Raw genomic sequence first — 21,711 nt, 5'->3', positions numbered from 1 at the left:
GTCTAGATAAATGGAAAGAGGTTTTCCTTTAGTTCACTTCTTAAATTATTGAAAGGAATACACGTTCCCTTTCGGTGTGGTACATCCTCTTCCTATCTGCTAAAATAAAAGAAAGGTACGGAAAGGATGTATAACCTTATGAATTTAAAAGAAAAGACGGAGATTCTCCTTTCTGTTTGTGGGGAATGTCGTGAACGTCATACACAGATGAGGGAACTTGATCGGGAACCTGATTTTTTTATAGAAGTAAAGCCGTATGCGGATCGGTATCATACGATGTTGGATGAATGGACGGAAGAAGTATCGGAATTTATCAAGACGGAAAAGCCGAAGTATGTTCATCCGATACAGATTGAATCATTGAATGATTCAATGAAGCAATTTATTGTCCAGTCATTTTATCAGAAGACAGGAAAAAAAAGATTTGTGTTGTCGATCAATTCGGCTGAATATACATTGAAAACCATTTTGGATGCCTTGAACGCAGAGAAGGACGAGGATGTCACATGACTAAGAAAAATGCGATTCATGAAGTGTTGGAGAAGTTGCGGACGGATCCTTCTTTTTCGAGTAATGTCGTTCATTATAGGACAATTGAAGGGAAAGAAGCGGTCTATGCGGAATTTCCGGACAAGCTCCATCCTTCCATCATTATAGCGTTGGCGTCGAAAGGCATCCAGCAACTGTATAGCCATCAACGGGAAGCGTTTGAATTGGCTGCTTCGGGAAAGTCATTTACAGCGGTGACGCCGACTGCTTCTGGTAAATCACTCTGCTACCATTTACCGGTACTGCAAAGTATTTTGGAGGACGAAGCGGCTCGGGCTATCTATTTATTCCCGACGAAAGCACTGGCGCAGGATCAGCTGGCGGATTTGCATGAGCTGATCGAAGCGAGTGGGGAGTCGATTCTCAGTTACACTTATGACGGCGACACCGCGCCAGGGTTACGATCTAAAGTGCGGAAGTCCGGTCATATTGTCTTGACGAACCCTGATATGCTGCACTCAGGCATATTGCCGCATCATACGAAATGGGTGTCGCTCTTCGAAAACTTGAAATATATCATCATAGACGAATTGCATACGTATAAAGGCGTTTTCGGCAGTCACGTCGCGCATGTGTTGCGTCGGTTGAAACGGATTTGCAATTATTATGGCAGTGATCCGGTGTTCATTTGCACGTCGGCGACGATTGCGAACCCGCAGGAGCTTGCGGAGTCATTGACCAATACGGATATGCAATTAATTGCTAATAATGGGGCGCCTGCAGGGAAAAAGCATTTTGTCTTTTACAATCCGCCTGTCGTTCATCCGACATTCGGCATCCGTCGAAGTGCCGTTTTGGAAGTGCGAGATGTCGCTTCGTTATTATATCGTGAAGGTGTCCAAACGATCATTTTTGCGAAAAGCAGGGTACGTGTGGAAATGCTCGTCACTTATATGAAAGAATTAACAAAAAAGAAACTGTTTGACAATACCGTGATGGGATATCGTGGTGGCTATTTGCCTTCGGAGCGACGGAAAATCGAAAAAGGTTTACGTGAGGGAGAAATCCGGACGGTCGTCAGTACGAATGCGCTTGAACTTGGCATCGATATCGGCCAGTTGCAAGCGTGCATCATGACGGGATACCCCGGAAATATTGCGAGTGCGTTCCAACAGGCGGGGCGCGCAGGGAGGAGACAGGAAGAGGCGCTGATCATTTACGTCGCGCAATCCTTGGCGCTCGATCAATACATTATTGAGCATCCCGACTATCTACTCGGTCAATCGCCGGAAGAAGCGCGCATCCATCCGGATAATATGTTCATTCTAATGGATCATTTGAAATGCGCATCGTTCGAACTGCCTTTTACGATGACAGAAACGTATGGGGAATTTGAGGTGCAGGAGCTGCTCGCCTTTCTGGAAAGTGAAGGGATCTTAGTGAAAACGACGGACAAATGGCATTGGATGACGGACAGTTTCCCGGCGAGTGAGATCAGTCTCCGTTCCGCATCTCAAGAAAATGTTGTCATCATCGACAAAACCCATCCGAAAGAAACGACGGTCATTGGTGAGATGGATCGCTTCAGTGCGATGACCTTACTCCACGAAGAGGCGATCTATATGCATCAAGGAACGCAATTTCAAGTGGAAATGCTTGATTGGGAGGAAAAGAAAGCATACGTCACCGAGGTCGATGTCGATTATTTCACCGATGCCAATCTGGCAGTGGAATTGAAAGTGATGAGTGAAGACGATGTACATCCGTTGGGAGTGGGGGAAGCAGCTTATGGAGATATCGCTGTGCTGGCGATCCCGACGATATTTAAAAAAATCCGCTTCGATTCCCATGATAATATCGGTTCCGGTCCGATTTCGTTGCCATCGGAAGAGTTGCATACGTCTTCCACATGGTTTTCATTCGACATTCCGGATGGTTGGACAGGTGCCGGGTTGACAGATGCGATGACAGGCGCAGCCTATGCCATCCAGTCGTTTATCCCGCTGTTTGTGCGTTGTGATCGGACGGATATCCATGTTGTGCCACAAGTGAAGGCAGTTCATTCCGGAAAGCCGACTATTTTCATTTATGACAGTTATCCTGGCGGTATCGGTTTAAGTGAAAAAATATTCGATCGTTGGGATGACTTATTCCAACAGGCAGCCGATCATGTAGCTAGCTGCCGCTGTGAATCGGGATGCCCGGTATGCATCGGCGCACAAGAAGCCGGGATGGGCATGAAGCGCGATGTCGAGTCCTTGCTTCAAACGTTGGCGGGAGGGAATTCCGATGTCCTATGAACAAAAACTGATGCAGATGAAGAAGCTACTAAAAAAGAAGCCGGCAGATAAAGTGGTGCCAGAAGTGAAAAAAGAAATTCCGGCACCCTCTTATGAACAACAATGGCTGGATGCAGGATTGACGAAAGAGCAAAATAAGCATGGCATCGTCTATAAACGGATTGTGGAATATCATTCCGATCATCGGCATGGCGATATCGTTCTTTCCGGTCTGAAAGCGACCGTTGATGAATGGAGGAAGTCCGGTGAGCCGCACCCGTTATCACCGGATTTCTCAAAGCCGCTGTTGTTTTTCGATACGGAAACGACCGGATTGAAAGGCGCCGGAACGCTCATTTTCCTGATGGGGTTCATTGAACAGACAGCCTCCAGTTTTAAACTGACGCAGTATGTCCTGCCGGGTCCTGATCATGAAGCGGCCTTTCTATATGCGTCAGATTTGTGGAAACAGTCTACGACACTCGTGACCTATAACGGAAAAAGTTTCGATGTTCCACAGTTGGAGACGCGTTGGACGATGAATCGGAATGTAATCCCCCCGTTGCTTACGCACACTCAAATCGACTTGCTACACGGTTCACGTCGTATTTGGAAAGATGAAATGGGAACATTCCGGCTGCCGGCCATTGAAGAAAAACAGCTTGGTTTCAAGCGGGAAGGGGATATCCCTGGACATATGGCGCCGATCATTTACCAAGATGCAGTGAAAAATGGTCGTGCGGAACTTCTGATGAAAGTGCTCGACCATAATGAGTGGGATATCCTATCCCTCGTTACTTTATATATCCGTTCGACGGATTTATTGCTGAAAACGGAAGTGTCGGCATCTGCCGTCACCCAGACGAATATCGGGAAATGGTTTGCAGACTTGAAATCATATGAGCGAAGTAAATTCATTTTTGAACAATCCATTGCGGAATATGGCGTGGATCATCCGATGACACATTTTCATCTCGGTTTTATTTTAAAGCGAGAACAGGCATATCAGGAGGCAGTCCAATCCTTCACGATCGCATCGACGGGGCTTGCGGGCAGGGAACGGATTATTGCCCTGGAGGAATTGGCCAAGCTGTATGAGCATAGGCTGAAGGAGTGGGGGGAGGCAAACCGCGTAACGAAAGAGGCGATTTGGCATCTGCAAGTGGATCCCGAACTGTCGGAACGGTTTCGGATTCGGGCGAGTACTGCGTTTGCAAAACGGGAAATAAGAATCCAACGAAAATTATTTCCTGGGGAAGCGCAAGAAACGACATCGGGCGCCAAGAGTTGACATGTGTAGCGGATTGAAAGTTTTCCCACGTGGAAGGGTCGGATAGCTCGCGCCGCTTGGCAAGACAGGTAGAGGTGTATTATGCTATAATCGACCGTATGTAAACATAGACGGAAGGGCGATTTTCATGGACATTAAATTGGATTCAAAAAAGATTCTTGAAAAAGAATTCAAAACGGGCCTGCGCGGATATAACCAGGAAGAAGTCGATCTCTTCCTTGATGATGTCATCCAAGATTATGAAACTTTCAAAAAAACGATTGCAGAATTGCGCAATGAAAATGCAAAACTACAGGAAGAGTTGACTGCCGCTCAAAGACGTCCGGCAGCAGGAAGCGCAGGCACGACAAACTTCGATATTTTAAAACGAATTTCCAATCTGGAAAAGCACGTGTTTGGCAGTAAACTTTTCGATCAGGAATAAAAAAATGGACATCGGGATTGAAAATAGACCTGATGTACTGTATACTAAACAATACCATAGAGTGAATTCAGGTAATCGCTGCAAAACTTGTTTTTGTAGAGGAAAGTCCATGCTCACACGGATCTGAGATGACCGTAGTGTTCGTGCTCGGCGAAACAATAAGCCGGGGCATCGCGCTTTGCGCGTTGACGGCGGGAATAAATCCTAAGTCTTCGGATATGGATGAGGTTCCCTGAACAGTGCCACAGTAACGTAGCTGATCCGGAAACGGGTCGGATGGAACGCGGTAAACCCCACGAGTGAGAAACCCAAATTATGGTAGGGGCACTCTTCTGAAGGAATTGAACGGACGAAGGGACAAGCATTTGCTTGTAGATAGATGATTACCACCCTAAGTACGAGGCGTAAGCCGCTTGAGTACACGGGAACAAAACATGGCTTATCGGATTTTCTATGGTTTTATTGTACAAACGACCGCTCTCCTAATTATGTGGAGAGCTTTTCTTTTGGAATTAACGAAGTTTAATGATGACGAATACCGTACAGAATAGATAAGGGAAAGCAAACTTGCTTCCTTATGTATACTGATATTTTGTAAGTTTGTTTGAATGTTGGGATTGGAGTTGGATAAACGTGAGTGAATATAAATTGGTCGCCACTTCCGCAATGGGATTGGAATCGATCGTAGCGGATGAAGTGAAAGCGCTTGGCTTTAATACGACATCGGATAATGGAAAGATCTATTTCCAAGGGGATGAAACGGCCATTGCCAAAACGAATATGTGGTTGCGTGTCGCGGACCGTGTCCGGATCATCGCGGGGGAATTTCACGCGACGACGTTCGACGACTTATTTGAACAGACGAAAGCGATTCCTTGGGAACGTTTTTTACCGGTTGATGCGGCATTCCCTGTTGCAGGGAAATCAGTGAAGTCGACATTGTACAGTGTACCGGATTGTCAAGCGATTGTGAAAAAAGCGATTGTGGAACGGTTGAAAATGGCCTATAAGCGAATCGGCTTCTTGGATGAATCCGGTCCATTGTTCAAATTGGAAGTATCGATTTTAAAAGATAAAGTGACATTGACGATCGACTCCAGCGGTACGGGGTTACATAAGCGCGGCTATCGTGTCGGACAAGGGGATGCCCCGTTGAAGGAAACGCTGGCAGCGGCGCTTGTCAAATTGACGCGCTGGAATCCGGATCGGCCATTCGTTGATCCGTTTTGCGGTTCAGGGACGATCGCTATTGAGGCGGCAATGATGGGACAGAATATTGCCCCTGGTTATAACCGGGAGTTTTTGAGTGAACAATGGCCGTGGATCAAGAAAAGCGCCTGGGATCAAGTTAGGGAAGAAGTGGAAGACGTGGCGAACTATGATCAGCCATTAAATATTATAGGCTCCGACGTGGACCCGCGAATGATCAAGGTCGCTCAGGAGAATGCGATGGAAGCAGGCTTTATGGATTTAATCCAATTTCAACAGCGCGATGTGAGGGATTTGACCGTGGAAGGATTGAACGGCGTCATGGTCGGGAATCCGCCATATGGTGAGCGGCTCGGTGAAATTGAAGAAGCGGAGGACATAACGCGCATGCTCGGACGTATAATGAAGGAGCATCCGTCTTGGTCGGTCTATATGCTTTCCTCATTGGAAAACTTTGAAACGATGTATGGAAAAAAAGCGACGAAAAAACGGAAACTATTCAATGGGTTTATCCGTACTGATTTTTACCAGTATTGGGGACAAAAGCAATAAGTCAGCATTTGTGGAAGAGGAGATGCCTCTTCCTTTTGCATGTAAAGTAGGAAGGGGTTCCATATGAAAAGTAAGATGCCATTCCCATTATCGAAAGAGAAATCATTCTACGAATCATTGAATGATTGGATTGGGGATACGTTATACGATGACCTGACAGAAAAAGGATTTGAATGCCGGGATGAACAGATCTTCATGGCGTTCCAAATCGAGCAGGCATTGAAAGAAAAACAAGTCCTTTTTGCGGAAGCGGGTGTCGGGACGGGAAAAACGATTGCGTATTTGTTACCGGCCATCGCCTATGCCCGTTACACCGGAAGACCCGCACTTATTTCCTGTGCGGATGAAACACTCATCGACCAGTTGGTGAAAGAAGACGGTGATATTAAAAAAGTCGGGGAAGCCCTCGATTTGGATATCGATGTACGTCTGGCCAAAGCAAGGGATCAGTATTTATGTTTGAAACGTTTGGAAGAGACGGGAGATACTTCTGCCGAGGAATATATTGAATGGATTGAGGACAGCCTGCCGGAATTTGTCCATGGCAACGCCTCTTTGCAGTCCATCAGCCCGTATGGCGAACGATCGGATTTTCCGGATTTGAGCGATGAACAATGGAAAACAGTCAATTTCCACCCGATTCAGCAATGTGCAGCATGTGATGTCCGCAATCGATGCGGGCAAACGATCCATCGTAACCATTACCGGGAAGCGGTGGAGATCATCATTTGTTCCCATGATTTCTATATGGAACATATCTGGACGAAGGAATCCCGGAAGCGCCAAGGGCAATTGCCATTGCTGCCGGAAGTGTCCATGATCGTTTTCGATGAAGGGCATTTGCTCGAGTATTCCGCTCAGCGTGCGTTGACTTATGAAGTGCAAAATAGTACATTGCTAAACTTGTTGGAACGCATTATGGTGGATGGCATCCGTGAACATACATTGCAGCTGATGGAGCGGCTGATCGATACACATGAAGCGTTTTTCACCATGCTGGACGCCTTTTCAGAGGCGACGGATAATGAACGGAAAGCGCTGGAGAAGACGGAGGAATTACTCGAAATCGGGAAAGAGGCGGTCCGTCTTTCGACTGAACTGCTGGAGGAATTCGTTTTCGAAGGGGAATTGTTTATCATTCCGGAGTATGATTTGAAAATGGTCGAGGAGTATTTGGACCAATATATTTATTCGATGGGATTGTTCACTTCCCAAAACGACGCGGTCGATTGGTTGGAAGATCGTAAAGGGGAAGCGACACTCGTCATCATGCCACGCCTTGTGACCGATATTTTGAAAGAAAAACTGTTTTCATCGAAAACGCCGATCGTCTTTTCATCTGCCACGCTGTCTGTCGGGAAAGATTTCTCCTATTTGGCGGATGGGCTTGGTATTGAGAATTTCATCTCCTTCTCCGTGGATTCACCGTTTGATTATGATGAAGTGATGAAAGTCTACGCGGCTGATGTGACAGCGGGGGAAAAAGCTGAGCGCGCACTCGAACTGCTGGCGGATGGCGAACAGACGCTCATTCTCTTTAAATCCGAGAAATCGATGAATCGCTTCAAGGAACAAGTACCCGCCGGTTGGCAAGACCGGATTGCATTTGAAGGCGATCGGGAACTTTCGTCGCTCGTCCGCGATTTTCAACAGAAGCAAGTTCCAGTCCTCTGTTCGTATCATCTGTGGGAAGGGTTGGATATCCCACAAGACGCCTTGACCCGTGTCATCATTTACGACTTGCCTTTGCCGCCATCCGATCCGCTCTTTGATGCGAAACGGAAACACGCGGAAGATCCATACCGTGAAGTGGATGTGCCGTTCATGTTGTTGCGGCTGCGCCAAGGGGCAGGCAGACTCATCCGGACATCGGAAGATTCAGGGACGATCCATCTGTTCTTAGAAGAAAACGATCAAAAAATAAAAGCAGAAATTGAAGGAATTTTCCCTGTGGACATTCAAACAATCAAATGAAAATCAAAATGAAAAGGATTCTCCGCAATACCGGGAGAATCCTTTTTGGTCTTTTAAGCTGGTTCATCCATTGTCAATAAAACATGTAGCATCGTCCCATCTTCCAGCCGGACAGGCAATTTGAAAGCTTGGGTGAATCCGAAAAATTTCGTTTCCCCCGCCATAACAGTAGGGGGAGAGATATCAAGGTGCAAACCATCCTTTTCAAGGAGGGTACATAAGTTTCCTGCGACCATATTGCCGAGTTCGCCCGTGAACGATTCGATCATTTCCCCTTCGATCGACATGCCGAACATCGCTTGTCCGATTGTATCGATCCCTTGCTCTGAGGTATCGATGATCAACCGGCCTTTAATCCCCCCGATAAGCCCAATGAGAACACTTAGTTCCTTTTGTACATAAGGTTGAACGGTAAGCGATGGGGGAAGAACGTCTAATTTGACGGGAATAACAGTTGTCAAAGAAGTGATGGTGCCATTCAAGATCATTTGTACATATTTGGAGGTACTCATCTACCATTCCGCCTTTCGTCGTGATTCAATGGGTCTATCATATCATGAATACGTGCTAGAGTATGAGAATTCGACAAAAATCTTTAGCAAAATTTTTTTCCATTATTCAGAGCTCGAAAAGTGGTATGATGGGAAGAGAAATTGAGGAAGGGATCGAAATGTACATGCCTGAATTGGACAATCTATTGCAACAAGCTGCCTTATATGGACAGCTCTTCAACCAGAATGAAGACGAAGAACGTTTTAAGAAAACGGTATACTTCGCCAATAAATTAATCGATAAGGAATATACAATCGGCTTTGCAGGCCATTTCTCCGCCGGGAAGTCTTCAATGATTAATGCATTGACCGGGGATGATCTGTTGCCATCCAGCCCGATTCCGACAAGCGCCAATATTGTCAAAGTACGGAAAGCGGAGACGGACTATGCCATTATCCATCGCTCGGATGGAACGGCCGCAAAATATGCAGGGCATGGTTTCCCGGCGGCGATCAAATCATTCAGTAAGGACGGGGCGGCGGTTTCCCTCGTTGAAATCGGACACACGGAGTCGAAATTGCCGGATGGAATCACAGTCATGGATACGCCGGGTGTCGATTCCACGGATGATGCGCATCGACTTTCGACGGAATCGGCACTTCACTTGGCAGACCTCGTCTTCTATACGATGGATTATAATCATGTGCAATCGGAATTGAACTTCCGCTTTACGAAAGAGCTAATGCGCTACAATGAAAATGTTTATTTAATCATCAATCAGATCGATAAACACCGGGAAAGCGAGCTACCATTCGAGGACTTCAAAAAATCTGTTGAACATTCTTTCGGCTTGTGGGGCGTTGTGCCGAAAGGGATTTTCTATACATCATTAAAGGATGCTGCACATGAACACAATGATTTCAATAAAGTGAAGGCGATCGTTGATGGTTCAATTGAAAACTGGCAAGAGCAGTTTGTGGAAAATGCGAAACAAACGCTTGTCAAATTGCGTGATGAGCACCGTCAATTTCTAACGGATGAACTGGAAGAACGAAAAAACACCTTTGCTGACAGAATGACGGACGAAGAATGGAATCAGAAAGAAGAACTGTTGGCGGAGCTTGCAGAGGCGGAAAAGATGCTCTCTTTACTATCGGAAGATGCATTCGCCGCGAATTTTGATCGGGCACAGAACGATTTGCTGCAAAGTGCTGCGATTACGCCTTATGAAACACGGGAGCTGTTAAAGGACTATTTGGAATCGTTGTCTTCACGTTTCAAAGTCGGGTTTCTATTCGGAGCCAAAAAAACGGCGGAGGAAAGGGAACGCCGGAAAAACGCATTGGCCGAAAATATCGGAAAACTTGTCCATGCACAGATTGAAGTACATTTGAAAACATTGATGAAAAAATCTTTGAAAGAAGCGGGAATCTTAACAGACGACCGATCGCTTGCCATCGATGGGATGGATTTCACGGTTCCATTTGCAGAGCTGGAGAAAGAATTCAATGTGTCGGAAGTGATCACGGGCGATACTGTCTTGAACTATTCCGAACGGATGCGGACGGTGATCCAGCATGCTTTCCGTAAAATGACAGATGACTGGAAGCACGAAATGGCTCGCATCACAGCCCAATCCGGAAATGAACAAGCAGGTCCTCTTGAACAGAAAGTACGCCTTCTTGAAGAAAAACGAATGGCACTTTTCCAAGTAGAAGAAGTGCAACAGAAACTGGAAAACGTGGAAAAAGAAATGGCTAACCCATCCAAACAGATGACAATCGCGCGCGATGCACTTCTGGAAAAGTGGCAAACACGTGAAACGTTGCAAACACTTGAATTTGAGGGAACAGATGAAGTAGATAGCGCACAACAAGAGGCAACAAGGGAACCGGAACTGTCGCCGGCTCATGCGGAATCCGATGTCGCCAATGCGGGAACTGTCTCCGAGCAGGCGATGCAAGTGGCACAAGCGGTGGAAAAGATTCCTGGTTTCCTGGAAGCGGCGGAATATTTACACAAAAAAGCGGATCGATTGGATGGTCAGGAATTTACCGTAGCGTTGTTCGGTGCTTTCAGTGCAGGGAAATCATCGTTTTCCAATGCATTGATCGGAGAAAAAGTTTTGCCGGTCTCTCCAAACCCGACAACGGCAGCGATTAATCGGATTCGTCCGGTTACGTCTGGGAAAGAAGATTGCACGGCGGATGTCCTGTTGAAAACGGAGGAGCGGATGACGGAGGATGTCCTCCGGTCATTGGAGGCGCTGGGCATAAAAGCTTTGTCATTGGACGATGCATACCAAAAGGCAGAGGCCGCGCTCCAGACGGAATTGCAGGAAGAGCATCTCCATATCCATAAAGCGTTCATCAGTGCATTCCAAAAAGGTTATCCGGTGTACCGGGAAGCACTCGGTACGGTCATCAAAGCGAAGCGCGATGAATTTGTGAAATTTGTTGCTGAGGAAGACAGAAGCTGTTTTGTCGAATCAATCGATTTCTATTATGATTGTGAATTGACAAGAAAAGGGATCACCTTGGTGGATACACCGGGAGCTGACTCCATCAATGCTCGCCATACCGATGTCGCTTTTGAATATATCCGTAACGCCGATGCCATTCTTTTTGTCACGTATTATAATCATGCATTTGCTAGGGCGGATCGGGAGTTTCTTGTCCAATTGGGACGCGTGAAAGATGCGTTTGAACTCGACAAGATGTTCTTCATCGTTAACGCGATCGATTTGGCGGCGAATGAAGAGGAAGCGGAAGCCGTCAAAACGTTTGTCGGGGATGAGTTGCGGAAATTCGGCATCCGTCATCCGCGTGTACATGGCATTTCAAGCTTGCAGGCGCTTGAAGCAAAGGTGAACGGTCAAGCGGATCCTTTTATGACGCCGTTTGAAAAGGAATTCCATCATTTCTTGGAGAATGATCTGAAAGGGCTTGCCGTTCAGGCACTTGAAGAGGAAACAGTGAAAACGATTGAACGCCTGTCTTCGCTCATTTCCCGTACGGAAGCGAACCGGACACGGAAAGCGGAACGATTGGAAGAGTTGAACCGTTTGGAAGGGGAAGTACGCCGCCATTTCGCCTATCAGTTTGCGGAAGTGTTGACGAAAGCGACCCATAACGAATTGGAAGAGCTCATTTATTACATTTTGCAACGCGTCTTCCTGCGTTACAGCGACTTTTTCAAAGAAGCGTATAGTCCATCCGTCTTTGTGAACAACTCGGCAGAGCGAGCATTAAAAGGGGCGCTTGCTGAAACGGTCGGAATGATCGGATTCGATTTGACACAGGAGTTGAAAGTGACGAATTTACGGATGCTGAACTTCATGAAAAAGCAGATCAGGGATCGCCAACGCATTGAATTGAACCATTTGAACGACTTGGACAATTCCATCGTCCCTTCGCCGTATGAGCCGCAGGAAGCGGAGATGTTGACCTTTGCGACACCATTTGCGGATCCGAGTGTCTATAGCAGTGTCAATAAGCTGTTTAAAAACCAAAAAGCGTTTTTTGAAAAAGGGGAGCGGGACGTCTTGAAAGACCGTCTCGGTGAACTGCTGAAACAGGATGCTTCCACTTATCTAGGTCAGGAGAAAGAAGAACTGGCCAAATGGGCGGACAGTTGGATTGAAAGCGAAGCGGAAGGACTCAGGCAGCATTTATTGAAAGAGGGCTTGAATCAAATCGCATCGGAAAGATCCTTGTTGCAAGGAACGGAACAGCTGGAGGAATGGAAGAAAGTGTATGATCGCTTACGCGTAAAGGAGATGGTCTGATTGGCGGAAGTATTTAAGTCGGCGAGTGAGGTTGATTTCGAGAAAACGAAATGGATCGATACGCGTTTCAATTTGCAGGATGAACAGGAAGGCAAGCGCAAGTATGCAGAAAGTCATGTAGCCGGAGCGATCTATTGGGATTTGGAAGAAGATCTATCAGATATGACCAAGCGGGAAGGGCGGCATCCGATGCCTGCGAAAGAAGCGCTGACGGAACTTTTCCAGAAAAGTGGACTGTCCCTCGAGGATTCCATCATTGTCTACGATGATGGTGGCAGTCCTTTTGCAGCACGTGCTTGGTGGCTATTGCAATATGCGGGATTTAAACAAGCGTTTATCGCGCTGGAAGGCTTTGAAGCGTTGAAAGAGGCAGGCATCCCTGTCGATGACCGGCTTCCACAACCGGCTCCGACCGCTGTGTCGCCACAATGGGATGAGACGATCTATGCGTCAAGACAATATGTTGAACAGACGGTGGAGGGGCAGACGGCAAGCCATTTGCTGGATGCCCGCTCCGCTGCCCGTTATCGCGGCGAACAGGAGCCGATCGACCCGATTGCCGGGCGGATTCCGGGCGCCTTGAATTTCGATTGGGAACAGCTTAAGCAGGAGGCCGTTTACCGATTGGATGAGGCAGTGAAAAGCGAGCTGAATCAAGTCGTCGCTCCATTGGAAGAAGTGACGGTCTATTGCGGCAGCGGTGTGACGGCAGCCCCGCTCTATGCGATGTTGAAGCAGCATGGATACGATAAGGTCCGTCTGTATGTCGGCAGCTATAGCGATTGGATTTCAAGAGACGGGAATGCAGTCGAGAGAGGGTAAAGAATACAATTTGGTAAAAAGGGGTATAAGTCTGTAACTCGGTAAGTTGAGGGGGTTACGAAAGGATGTATCACGATACTTTACTAAAACTTGTCATCGGCCTCTGTGCGTTGCTCGTCATCGTGCGTCTTCTTGGCAAGAAAGAATTGGCACAATTGACACCTTATGACTTTGTCTATACGCTCGTGCTCGGGGGCATTTTGGAAGAAAGCCTCTTTGATGAGAAAATAAAAATTACACATTTCTTGTTTGCCATCGCATTATGGGCAATACTTATCTATTTCATTGAAAGAGCGACGAAAAAATGGAATCCGATTCGGCTTTTATTGAAAGGTGAGCCTGTCAAACTGATCAGTGATGGCGAACTCGATATGAAAAAGTTCAATAAGCATCATCTTGAGATGGAACAGTTGCGAACAGCTTTGCGGAAGCAGGGAATTTTCACGCTTCGGGAAGTGCGGGATCTGTTTTTAGAACCTGACGGAGATGTGACGGTCAATCCATATGCTCGCTTTGAACCGGTAACGAACGGGACTTTACAAGATGGGGCGGCAGAGGAAGAACCGACCGTGCTCCTGATCGATGAAGGTGAAGTGAAGGAGGAAGTGCTTGCGTTTGCCGGGAAAGACCGCAAATGGCTCATGGACGAACTTGCGAAAGAAGGGTACCCTGATCCAAAGCGAATCGCATATGGTGAATGGTCTGAAACGGAAGGCTTATTCATTAAAACTTATTAACCGATGATGGAGGCTTTAACATTGAATTACGCATTATTGGGAGATATTCATTCATCCAAAGAAGACCTGGAAAAAGTGCTCGCCCATATTACGGAGCGGGCACCCGAAGCTATCCGGGTCGGAACGGGAGACTTGTTTGAATGTACAATCAGTAAAAAGGATATAACGGATAAAAAGTTCCTGACATTGGAAGAGGTCATGATCATTCCAGAAGGATTTCCTGAATTGCTGACGTTTTTTTCAGTGAGGGGCAATCAGGAAGAACGAATTGTTCAAATTACGGAAACGGAAGACCCGTTACGGGAAAAGTTATCCACTTTGCCGGAGACATTGGAAATCGGCCAAGCAGAAGTGATCCATGGCCATCAGTGGCAGTGGGGCGGTGAACCGTGGTCGCTCATCCATGCGGAGGTGGATACATCACCTGTTTTTTATGGGCATAGCCATCGGTCGGCTTTATCGAGGGATGGCGTCGATCAAGCCATCGAATTCGGTGTTCCCTATGACGTCGCAGGGGAACGAGTGCTGGTCAATGTAGGTGCAGTCATCGGGGATCGTGAATGGGTCTTGTACGATTTGAATGACCATACAGTCACGTTTATGAAAGTGGACATGTGATATTTCAAAAAAAGAAAACTAACGCCAAGATGGGTTAGTTTTCTTTTTTATGGATAGCTTCTCTGGCTAAGGCGTCTGCGGCCCGGTTCTCTTCATCAGGAATCCATTTGATGAAAAAGAAATCGAACGTTTTGGCAATATCGAGAATTTTTGTCAATAGTTCTTTATGGTACTCATTTTTGACGAATTCTTTTTCAACGGCCATGACGACAACTTGGGAATCTGAACGGACTGAGACGATTCCAGTTGTTAGTTTTGCCGCTTCTTCCATCCCTCGTAATAATGCCTGGAACTCAGCCGTATGATTATTCGTGGGCTCAATTCGCTCGGAAATTTTCAGGTGATGTCCTTCCCCTTTGATAAAAATACCAATACCGCTCTTACCTGGATTCCCCGCACTCGCTCCGTCCACATATACTTCCAGCATGTTTTCAACTCCATTGGTTAAATTATTAAGTGACAGGCATATATATTGTTGACAATGTCCTGCTCCGATCGGTTTGCGTATGGAAAGTTGCAACCTTGTACAAAGCATATTAAAATAAATGAATCGTGTCTATGGGAGGTTGTTATGAACAAAACCAATGTGATGAATGAAATCACGGAAATATTGGATGTCTATTGTGAAGAATGTTTTGTGAAACGGCAATTGTCCAAAGAAAAAGGGAAACCCGGTGCACATCGATTTTGTATTACGACTTGCACGATTGGTGAGCAATTACAGTTTCTAGGACAGGAATTAAATAAAATTACAAAATAATATCCCGCTGCAATTGACATCAGCGGGATTTACTGTTTAACTTCATTTTACAAAAGAATAGGGCGCCCGTAGATTTTGAAGTGCAATGCAAAATCCGGGCGCCTAAGTTCTGATCATTCATCGTCAATTTTTAAGACATTCGCCGCCTGAGGTCCGCGATTCCCTTCGATGATTTCGAAGGATACGGATTGCCCTTCATCGAGCGACTTAAAGCCATCTGATACTATACCGGTAAAGTGGACGAACACATCTTCCCCGTCATCCGCTTCGATGAAACCATAGCCTTTGTCATTGCTGAACCATTTCACTTTTCCCTGGTACATGTATACTCCTCCTCGGCGTTTCAATGTCTCATCCATCATATGGCATGGATATTTAAACTATACATGAATCGACAATTTGCGTCAATCATATGCCTAAATTTTCAGACGCCTTCTTGATTACTTTTACATAAAGGTAAGTTAATTTGACTGACCTATCACAGCAATTACTTTTCATAAGACAGACAAATGGAGTGATTTGATGAATACCCTTATAGAGAAATGTGAACAACTCGTCGAAGAAATATACAATCAATATGATGCCAGTCATGATTTCGCGCATATTGAGCGTGTACTGCGGAACGCAGAAATGATTTTGCAGCAAGAATCGGGCGCCGATCCACAAGTTGTCCGATTGGCGGTATTGTTGCATGATATCGATGATGTTAAATATCAATCGGATGATCAACCGACAGCTTCTGAACTATTACAGAAGATAGGGGCCGACCGATCTTTGTCACAGCAAGTGTTGGCCTGTATTGAAAGTGTGTCATTCAGCGGCGGTCATGCAAAAGAACTGACATCCATGGAGGGCGCGATCGTCCGTGATGCCGACCGTCTTGATGCGATTGGTGCCATCGGGATTGCCCGCGCGTTTGCATTCGGTGGAGCAAGGGGCCGGAAGTTGTATGACACAAATGAAGCCGCAAGGGAAAATATGTCCGAAGCCGAATATCGGAGTAAGGAAACCGCCTCCGTCACCCATTTCTATGAAAAGTTGCTGTTACTGAAAGACTTAATGAGTACAAAAGAAGGAAAGCGGCTTGCGGAACAGCGACATGCCTTCATGGAAGCATATTTGAAACAATTGGACAGTGAAGTCGGCTTCTGATGATGATTAGCACACGGCCTGTCAAAAAAAGCGTGTCCGTTCTTCATCATATGATAGATGCCCGTCCATTCATTCATCTTGCAGGGCGTTAGTGCTATTCGGGTTTTCATTAATAATCATTTGCTCAAAATGATTGGGAATGAAACAGATACTTACACTTACGCCCTTGGGGATACGATCGTTATAGCATGAAATAATAGAGCTCACAATTTGGCGTTGCGGTGAATTGTCAAGAGGAAATTCTAACTAATTTGTGTAATTTCAGTCAATCACCTAGGAATCGGGAAGGCTTTGTAGTAGACTTGTACTGATGAGTATTTAGACGGGAAGGTGAGCAGTAATTGAGTACGATGGGATGGATTTGGATTATGATTGCTTTCTTAGTTGTGGAGCTCATATTTATTTACATTGTTATTCATAAAGCTTATCGATTTAAACATACAATCGATCCAATTGACGCACGCGGGAAAGAAATGAAAGAAACTGGATCGGACAACCATCATACGGAGTTCACTAAATAGGTGCCCTGGATGTACACTTAATGTGTACATTTTTTTGTTCTTCTTTTGGCATTTATGAAATCGGGTCTTTGCATTAGAATCATTCGGATTGATGGTAGTCTATATATGAAGAGTTAGAGAAAGGATGTCGTTGTAAGTTTTGAAATATGTAAAAATAGCATTACAAATTATCATATTATATCTTTTTGTGCTTGTTGGGGACTGGCTTCAAAGTTATTTCCATCTCCCGCTACCGGGAAGTATTATCGGCTTGTTACTGATGTTGGCCGCGTTGTCCTTGAAGATCATTAAGCTGCCATGGATCGAATCGGGTTCACGAGCTTTACTGTCCTATTTACCGATTTTTTTCATTCCTGCTACAGTGGGTGTCATCGATTATGGTGGGGTCTTCACCGGGAAAGGCATATTACTCATCCCGCTCATTGTGCTGAGCAGTTTTGCGACAATGTGGGTTTCGGGCTATGTGAGCCAGACGATCGCCCGTAAGAGCAAGGAGCGGATCGCATGCAAATGATCGGAATTTCCCTCGGTTTTGTTTTAATGACCGTCGTGTTCTATTTGGTGACAAATGCGTTGTATTTCAAATATCGTCGGGCGTTTCTCGTTCCGGCCTTTGCTTCATCGTTTCTCATTATCCTGATTCTTCTCATGTTCCGAATTCCCTACGATACTTATATGCTTGGTGGACAATGGATCGAACGATTTCTCGGACCGGCAATTGTTGCGTTGGCAATCCCGCTCTATAAACAGAGGGATTTGTTGAGGCTGCATGTGTTACCGGTGCTTGGTGGTATCGCGCTTGGTGTCTTTACCGGCCTTTTCAGCGGTGCATTGTTTGCGCAGCTTTTCGGATTTTCTCAAGAAATCATTCTCACGTTACTGCCGAAATCCATCACGACGCCGGTTGCTATGGAAATCGCCGCGGGTATAGGGGGTATTGCTCCCTTATCGGCTGTTTTTGTCATGATTGCGGGTTTTACAGGTGTTTTATTCGGACCGGTATTTTTGCGGTGGACCCGGATTGATACGCCGCTCGGTCGCGGTCTCGGTTTAGGGACGTCTGCGCATGCGCTCGGTACATCCAAAGCGCTTGAGTTGGGCGAACAGGAGGCTTCGATGAGTTCGGTGGCGATGACTTTAAGTGCGTTATTCGGCTCGGTGATGGCGCCGATTGTCGTCTGGTTGTTTTATTAAAACAGGCATTAGCAAACCAAAACGGATGATCCTCATTCAACGAGGATATCCGCTTTGCGTAGCGCATCTTCGGCAGTGGTGAGCTGAAGATCGGTATCTGCCAAGACGGTGTGGAGATGGGTACCACCTTCGGATAAGTTCAATAAAAAAGAGGCATTTGCTTCCCGCACTTTTTTAATGAACTCTTTCACTTCATGCCGGTTCGAAACCATGATGGATGCGCTGAGATCACCATAGACAGGATGCTCGATTTTGACATCTTTCACAGTGAGCCCATGATCCACGAAAATTTGTAGTTCTTCTTCCGTCTGTTCAGGTGTATGGCGACAGACGATTGTTTTTTCGATCTTTCCATGATCACCTTGAGTCGGCAGATAGACATAACCTTGACTGGTGGCGATAATCGGTTCATTTTTAGCCTTGAGCAATGTAATATCCCCTACAATAACTTGCCGGCTGACATTGGTCATTTCACCGAGCTCTCTGCCTGAGATCGGTTTATTGGATGCTTGTAATGTTCTGATGATTAATTCACGACGTTCTTTTCCACGTATTTTTTCGTTGTCATTCATGATAGAGCCCTCCTTACATTGTTTAGTCTATCATAATTGACAGCCGGATATGGAGGAATGAAAGGTCTTGATTGCGCGGAACTTGGATGCTGCGCGTAGGTGAAGTGCTCTTGACAAATTCCGTTTCTGTTGTATGATAAATAGAAATCTTCACAAACGAATGTCGATGAAGGAATAGTATGCAGGAACTTGCTGTGCCAGAGAGTGAAGTTTACAAGCTGGAAGACTTCACCACAGACAATCTGCGGAACCTACCTTCGGAGTCCTATGCCAAAACATAGGCGCCTCCCTCAGCGTTATGGGGTAAAGCGGGATGCATGCGTGCATCCAATTATGGTGGTACCGCGGAAGTAAAGCCCTTTCGTCCTTAATCAGAAGGATGGATGGGCTTTTTTCCATTGTCCTGCCTTCAGCAATGTAGGCGATGATTTGGCAAAAACATAAGAAATGGTAGGGATTTCGTGATGAAAAAACAACGGATTGTCGTAAAAATAGGCAGCAGTTCTTTAACGAATGATCGTGGAGAAATCGATCAACAGAAATTCGATGATCATATCGGGGCACTTGCCGCACTTCGAAATGCTGGACATGAAGTCATTCTTGTCTCTTCAGGTGCTGTGGCGGCAGGGTTTGCAGGCCTCGGATATCCATCGAGACCGGTTACGTTGAAAGGAAAGCAAGCTGCGGCGGCAGTTGGTCAAAGTCTACTCATTCAATCCTATATTGAAAAATTTAGTGCGTACAAAATCGTCCCTGCACAAATCTTATTGACGCGCAGCGATTTTTCTAATCGTGAACGTTACCGCAATGCCTTCGCAACGATGACGGAGCTGTTGGAACGCGGCGTCTTACCGATTATCAATGAAAATGACACCGTCTCTGTCGAGGAATTGACTTTCGGAGATAACGATATGCTATCTGCACTCGTTGGCGGTTTTCTCCATGCGGATCAGCTGATTATCTTGACGGATATCAATGGGTTATATGAGTCAAATCCCCGAACAAATCCGACCGCAAAGCGATTTGATTATTTGGAAGAAATTACGGAAGAATTGATGGCCGGGGCGGATGAAAATGGTTCGAAAGTGGGCACGGGCGGCATGAAATCGAAATTGCTTGCTGCCAAAACGGCATCTTCACTTGGAGTATCGGTGTTTATCGGAACCGGAAAAGGTGACGATAAATTGATTGATATTGTGAAAGGAAAGGGAGATGGTACGTATATTTCAAATCCGTCCATTGCGAAGCTCAATACGAATCGGCAATGGATCTTCCTCCATTCCGAAATTACCGGAAAACTATATGTGGACGAAGGGGCGGAACAAGCGATTTTGTATAACGGGAAAAGCTTATTGCCTGCAGGCGTCTTTAAAGTGAAAGGGGAATTTCAAAAAGGGGATGTCGTGGAAGTGTTCGGCTTGAATGGCCTGTTAGGGAAAGGGGAAGTCAGTTATTCCTCTGAAGAATTAAAGCAGACGATTGAAAAACGCAATCGGGAACTGATGGCAGATTTACAGTCATCGACAATTGAAGTCATTCACCGGGATCGGTGGGCAAAAATTTGAAATGGGGGGCTATATAATGAGTGAAGTAAAGAGCAAAGGACTTGCTGCAAAGCAAGCAAGCTATCAGTTGATCAATTGTACGACGGAGCAAAAAAATGCGGCATTGGCTTTAGTCGCTGCACAATTAACAGCGGATCACCAAAAGATCCTTTCTGCGAATGAACAAGATTTAGCGGAAGGGAAGGCAAACGGATTAACAGAGGCAATTCTTGACCGGATCATGCTCAATGAACAGCGGATCCAAGGAATGGCTGAAGCGATTTTACAATTGATCCAACTGAATGATCCAATCGGTGAAACGTTGGAGAAGATCGAAAAAGAAAACGGTTTGCGCATCGAAACAAAACGTGTACCGATCGGTGTCGTTGGGATGATCTATGAGGCAAGACCGAATGTTACGGTAGATGCGGCAACGCTTGCGATCAAAACGGGGAATGCCGTCATTTTACGAGGCAGCTCTTCTGCAAAACATTCCAATCTTGCATTGATGAATTCGATTCACGCTGCACTTGAAAAAAGCGATTTGCCGAAAGAAGCGGTGCAATTGATCGAAGATACGAGCCGGGAAACAGCGAAAGAGTTGTTCCGCCTGAATGACTATTTGGATGTATTGATTCCAAGGGGCGGTAAAACGCTTATTGAAACGGTTGTCCGTGAAGCGACGGTGCCGGTCATTCAAACGGGCGCCGGTAATTGCCATGTATTTATTGACGAATCGGCGGAAGTTGAAATGGCGGAAAACATTGTGTTGAATGCTAAAATCCAGCGTCCTTCCGTTTGTAACGCAATCGAAACGATCATTATCCATGAAAATTGGTTTACAGCGCACGGCTCGGCATTAATAGCGAAATTGCAGGAACAAGGCGTTGAAGTTTTCGGCGAAGAGCCAGTTGTCCAAACATGCTCAGGCGTCAAACTGGCAACCGATGAGGATTGGTCTACGGAATACCTTGGATTGGCTGTCAGTGTGAAGCTCGTTTCCAATGTAGATGAAGCGATTGAGCATATTAACCGCTATGGTACGCAACATTCCGAAGCGATCATTACGATGAACAAGCAGCATGCGGAGCAATTCCTTGCACGTGTCGACGCTGCCGCCGTCTATCATAACGCTTCGACCCGTTTCACAGACGGATTCGAATTTGGCTATGGGGCGGAAATCGGTATTAGCACACAAAAATTACATGCGCGCGGACCGATGGGATTGAAAGCATTGACCACTAGTAAAATCATGATATTTGGCGAGGGACAAGTAAGAGTGTAGTATAGTAAG

21 protein-coding genes, 1 other RNA gene and 1 other annotated feature are annotated in these 21,711 nt (G+C 46.0%); of the genes, 18 read left to right on the top strand and 4 right to left on the bottom strand.

Annotation, left to right across the window (positions count from 1 at the left end; translation table 11 throughout):
* Positions 1-138 precede the first annotated feature (138 nt).
* The 7 genes from MHZ95_RS01000 to MHZ95_RS00970 all read left to right on the top strand — a co-directional run bounded on the left by MHZ95_RS01000 (position 139) and on the right by MHZ95_RS00970 (position 8,218).
* Positions 139-510 (top strand): YppE family protein, encoded by a 372-nt coding sequence (locus tag MHZ95_RS01000; protein WP_239388562.1) that lies wholly within the window; start codon positions 139-141, stop codon positions 508-510.
* On the top strand, positions 507-2,789 hold the full coding sequence (locus MHZ95_RS00995; protein ID WP_239388560.1) for a DEAD/DEAH box helicase: 2,283 nt from the start codon (positions 507-509) through the stop codon (positions 2,787-2,789). Before MHZ95_RS01000 ends, MHZ95_RS00995 begins: the two co-directional genes overlap by 4 nt.
* Positions 2,779-4,059 carry a ribonuclease H-like domain-containing protein gene (locus MHZ95_RS00990; RefSeq protein ID WP_239388558.1) on the top strand — a complete coding sequence of 427 codons (1,281 nt, stop codon included), beginning with the start codon at positions 2,779-2,781 and terminating at the stop codon, positions 4,057-4,059. Before MHZ95_RS00995 ends, MHZ95_RS00990 begins: the two co-directional genes overlap by 11 nt.
* Positions 4,060-4,186: 127 nt before the next feature.
* Positions 4,187-4,483 carry a cell division regulator GpsB gene (gene gpsB, locus MHZ95_RS00985; RefSeq protein WP_239388556.1) on the top strand — a complete coding sequence of 99 codons (297 nt, stop codon included), beginning with the start codon at positions 4,187-4,189 and terminating at the stop codon, positions 4,481-4,483.
* A gap of 63 nt (positions 4,484-4,546) precedes the next feature.
* Positions 4,547-4,930, top strand: an RNA gene (gene rnpB / locus MHZ95_RS00980) — RNase P RNA component class B.
* Between the two features lie 186 nt (positions 4,931-5,116).
* The gene (locus tag MHZ95_RS00975) at positions 5,117-6,244 is read left to right on the top strand and encodes a THUMP domain-containing class I SAM-dependent RNA methyltransferase (protein ID WP_239388554.1); all 1,128 of its coding nucleotides are present in this window, start codon (positions 5,117-5,119) and stop codon (positions 6,242-6,244) included.
* 63 nt (positions 6,245-6,307) lie between these two features.
* On the top strand, positions 6,308-8,218 hold the full coding sequence (locus MHZ95_RS00970) for an ATP-dependent DNA helicase (RefSeq protein WP_239388552.1): 1,911 nt from the start codon (positions 6,308-6,310) through the stop codon (positions 8,216-8,218).
* A 53-nt stretch (positions 8,219-8,271) separates the two neighbouring features.
* Here MHZ95_RS00970 and MHZ95_RS00965 read toward each other — a convergent pair whose 3' ends face one another.
* The gene (locus tag MHZ95_RS00965; RefSeq protein ID WP_239388550.1) at positions 8,272-8,730 is read right to left on the bottom strand and encodes a chemotaxis protein CheX; all 459 of its coding nucleotides are present in this window, start codon (positions 8,728-8,730) and stop codon (positions 8,272-8,274) included.
* A 128-nt stretch (positions 8,731-8,858) separates the two neighbouring features.
* Here MHZ95_RS00965 and MHZ95_RS00960 point away from each other — a divergent pair, with 128 nt between their 5' ends.
* From MHZ95_RS00960 to MHZ95_RS00945, 4 genes are all read left to right on the top strand, one after another.
* Positions 8,859-12,497: a dynamin family protein gene (locus MHZ95_RS00960; protein ID WP_239388548.1), complete on the top strand. Its 3,639-nt coding sequence runs from the start codon at positions 8,859-8,861 to the stop codon at positions 12,495-12,497.
* Positions 12,498-13,319 carry a sulfurtransferase gene (locus tag MHZ95_RS00955; protein WP_239388546.1) on the top strand — a complete coding sequence of 274 codons (822 nt, stop codon included), beginning with the start codon at positions 12,498-12,500 and terminating at the stop codon, positions 13,317-13,319. It begins immediately after the preceding gene.
* Positions 13,320-13,384: 65 nt separating this feature from the next.
* Positions 13,385-14,056, top strand: a complete 672-nt coding sequence (locus MHZ95_RS00950; protein WP_239388544.1) for a DUF421 domain-containing protein — start codon at positions 13,385-13,387, stop codon at positions 14,054-14,056.
* Positions 14,057-14,077: 21 nt separating this feature from the next.
* The gene (locus MHZ95_RS00945) at positions 14,078-14,674 is read left to right on the top strand and encodes a metallophosphoesterase family protein (protein WP_239388542.1); all 597 of its coding nucleotides are present in this window, start codon (positions 14,078-14,080) and stop codon (positions 14,672-14,674) included.
* Between the two features lie 34 nt (positions 14,675-14,708).
* On the opposite strand, the gene MHZ95_RS00940 is transcribed toward MHZ95_RS00945, so the two are convergent.
* Positions 14,709-15,101: a ribonuclease HI family protein gene (locus MHZ95_RS00940; protein WP_239388540.1), complete on the bottom strand. Its 393-nt coding sequence runs from the start codon at positions 15,099-15,101 to the stop codon at positions 14,709-14,711.
* 144 nt (positions 15,102-15,245) lie between these two features.
* Between MHZ95_RS00940 and MHZ95_RS00935 the strand changes: the two genes are divergently transcribed.
* Positions 15,246-15,434 (top strand): zinc-finger domain-containing protein, encoded by a 189-nt coding sequence (locus tag MHZ95_RS00935; RefSeq protein ID WP_239388538.1) that lies wholly within the window; start codon positions 15,246-15,248, stop codon positions 15,432-15,434.
* A 113-nt stretch (positions 15,435-15,547) separates the two neighbouring features.
* Here the strand turns inward: MHZ95_RS00935 and MHZ95_RS00930 are convergent, their stop codons facing one another.
* Entirely contained in the window at positions 15,548-15,757 is a 210-nt protein-coding gene (locus MHZ95_RS00930) for a cold-shock protein (RefSeq protein WP_239388536.1), read from the bottom strand.
* 199 nt (positions 15,758-15,956) lie between these two features.
* On the opposite strand from MHZ95_RS00930, the gene MHZ95_RS00925 reads away from it, so the two are divergent.
* The 4 genes from MHZ95_RS00925 to MHZ95_RS00910 all read left to right on the top strand — a co-directional run bounded on the left by MHZ95_RS00925 (position 15,957) and on the right by MHZ95_RS00910 (position 18,301).
* A complete protein-coding gene (locus tag MHZ95_RS00925; RefSeq protein ID WP_239388534.1) occupies positions 15,957-16,586 on the top strand; it encodes an HD domain-containing protein in 630 nt (209 codons plus the stop codon).
* Positions 16,587-16,927: 341 nt separating this feature from the next.
* Complete coding sequence (locus MHZ95_RS00920) at positions 16,928-17,107, top strand: YtzI protein (RefSeq protein ID WP_239388532.1); 180 nt, start codon at positions 16,928-16,930, stop codon at positions 17,105-17,107.
* A 139-nt stretch (positions 17,108-17,246) separates the two neighbouring features.
* Complete coding sequence (locus tag MHZ95_RS00915; protein ID WP_239388530.1) at positions 17,247-17,621, top strand: CidA/LrgA family holin-like protein; 375 nt, start codon at positions 17,247-17,249, stop codon at positions 17,619-17,621.
* A complete protein-coding gene (locus MHZ95_RS00910; RefSeq protein ID WP_239388528.1) occupies positions 17,612-18,301 on the top strand; it encodes an LrgB family protein in 690 nt (229 codons plus the stop codon). The genes MHZ95_RS00915 and MHZ95_RS00910 overlap by 10 nt, the downstream gene beginning before the upstream one ends.
* 32 nt (positions 18,302-18,333) lie before the next feature.
* Here MHZ95_RS00910 and MHZ95_RS00905 read toward each other — a convergent pair whose 3' ends face one another.
* Positions 18,334-18,873 carry a transcription repressor NadR gene (locus MHZ95_RS00905; protein WP_239388526.1) on the bottom strand — a complete coding sequence of 180 codons (540 nt, stop codon included), beginning with the start codon at positions 18,871-18,873 and terminating at the stop codon, positions 18,334-18,336.
* Between the two features lie 154 nt (positions 18,874-19,027).
* Positions 19,028-19,245 (top strand) — a binding site (T-box leader).
* A 92-nt stretch (positions 19,246-19,337) separates the two neighbouring features.
* Here MHZ95_RS00905 and proB point away from each other — a divergent pair.
* On the top strand, positions 19,338-20,438 hold the full coding sequence (gene proB, locus MHZ95_RS00900) for a glutamate 5-kinase (protein WP_239388524.1): 1,101 nt from the start codon (positions 19,338-19,340) through the stop codon (positions 20,436-20,438).
* A 16-nt stretch (positions 20,439-20,454) separates the two neighbouring features.
* Positions 20,455-21,702 carry a glutamate-5-semialdehyde dehydrogenase gene (locus MHZ95_RS00895; RefSeq protein ID WP_239388522.1) on the top strand — a complete coding sequence of 416 codons (1,248 nt, stop codon included), beginning with the start codon at positions 20,455-20,457 and terminating at the stop codon, positions 21,700-21,702.
* The last annotated feature ends 9 nt before the right edge of the window (positions 21,703-21,711 follow it).

The organism is Sporosarcina sp. ACRSM, from assembly GCF_022346545.1.
In the GTDB taxonomy this organism is placed as follows: domain Bacteria; phylum Bacillota; class Bacilli; order Bacillales_A; family Planococcaceae; genus Sporosarcina.
The sequence above is the reverse complement of the archived record's forward strand: the minus strand, read 5'-3'. Positions and strand labels throughout refer to the sequence as shown.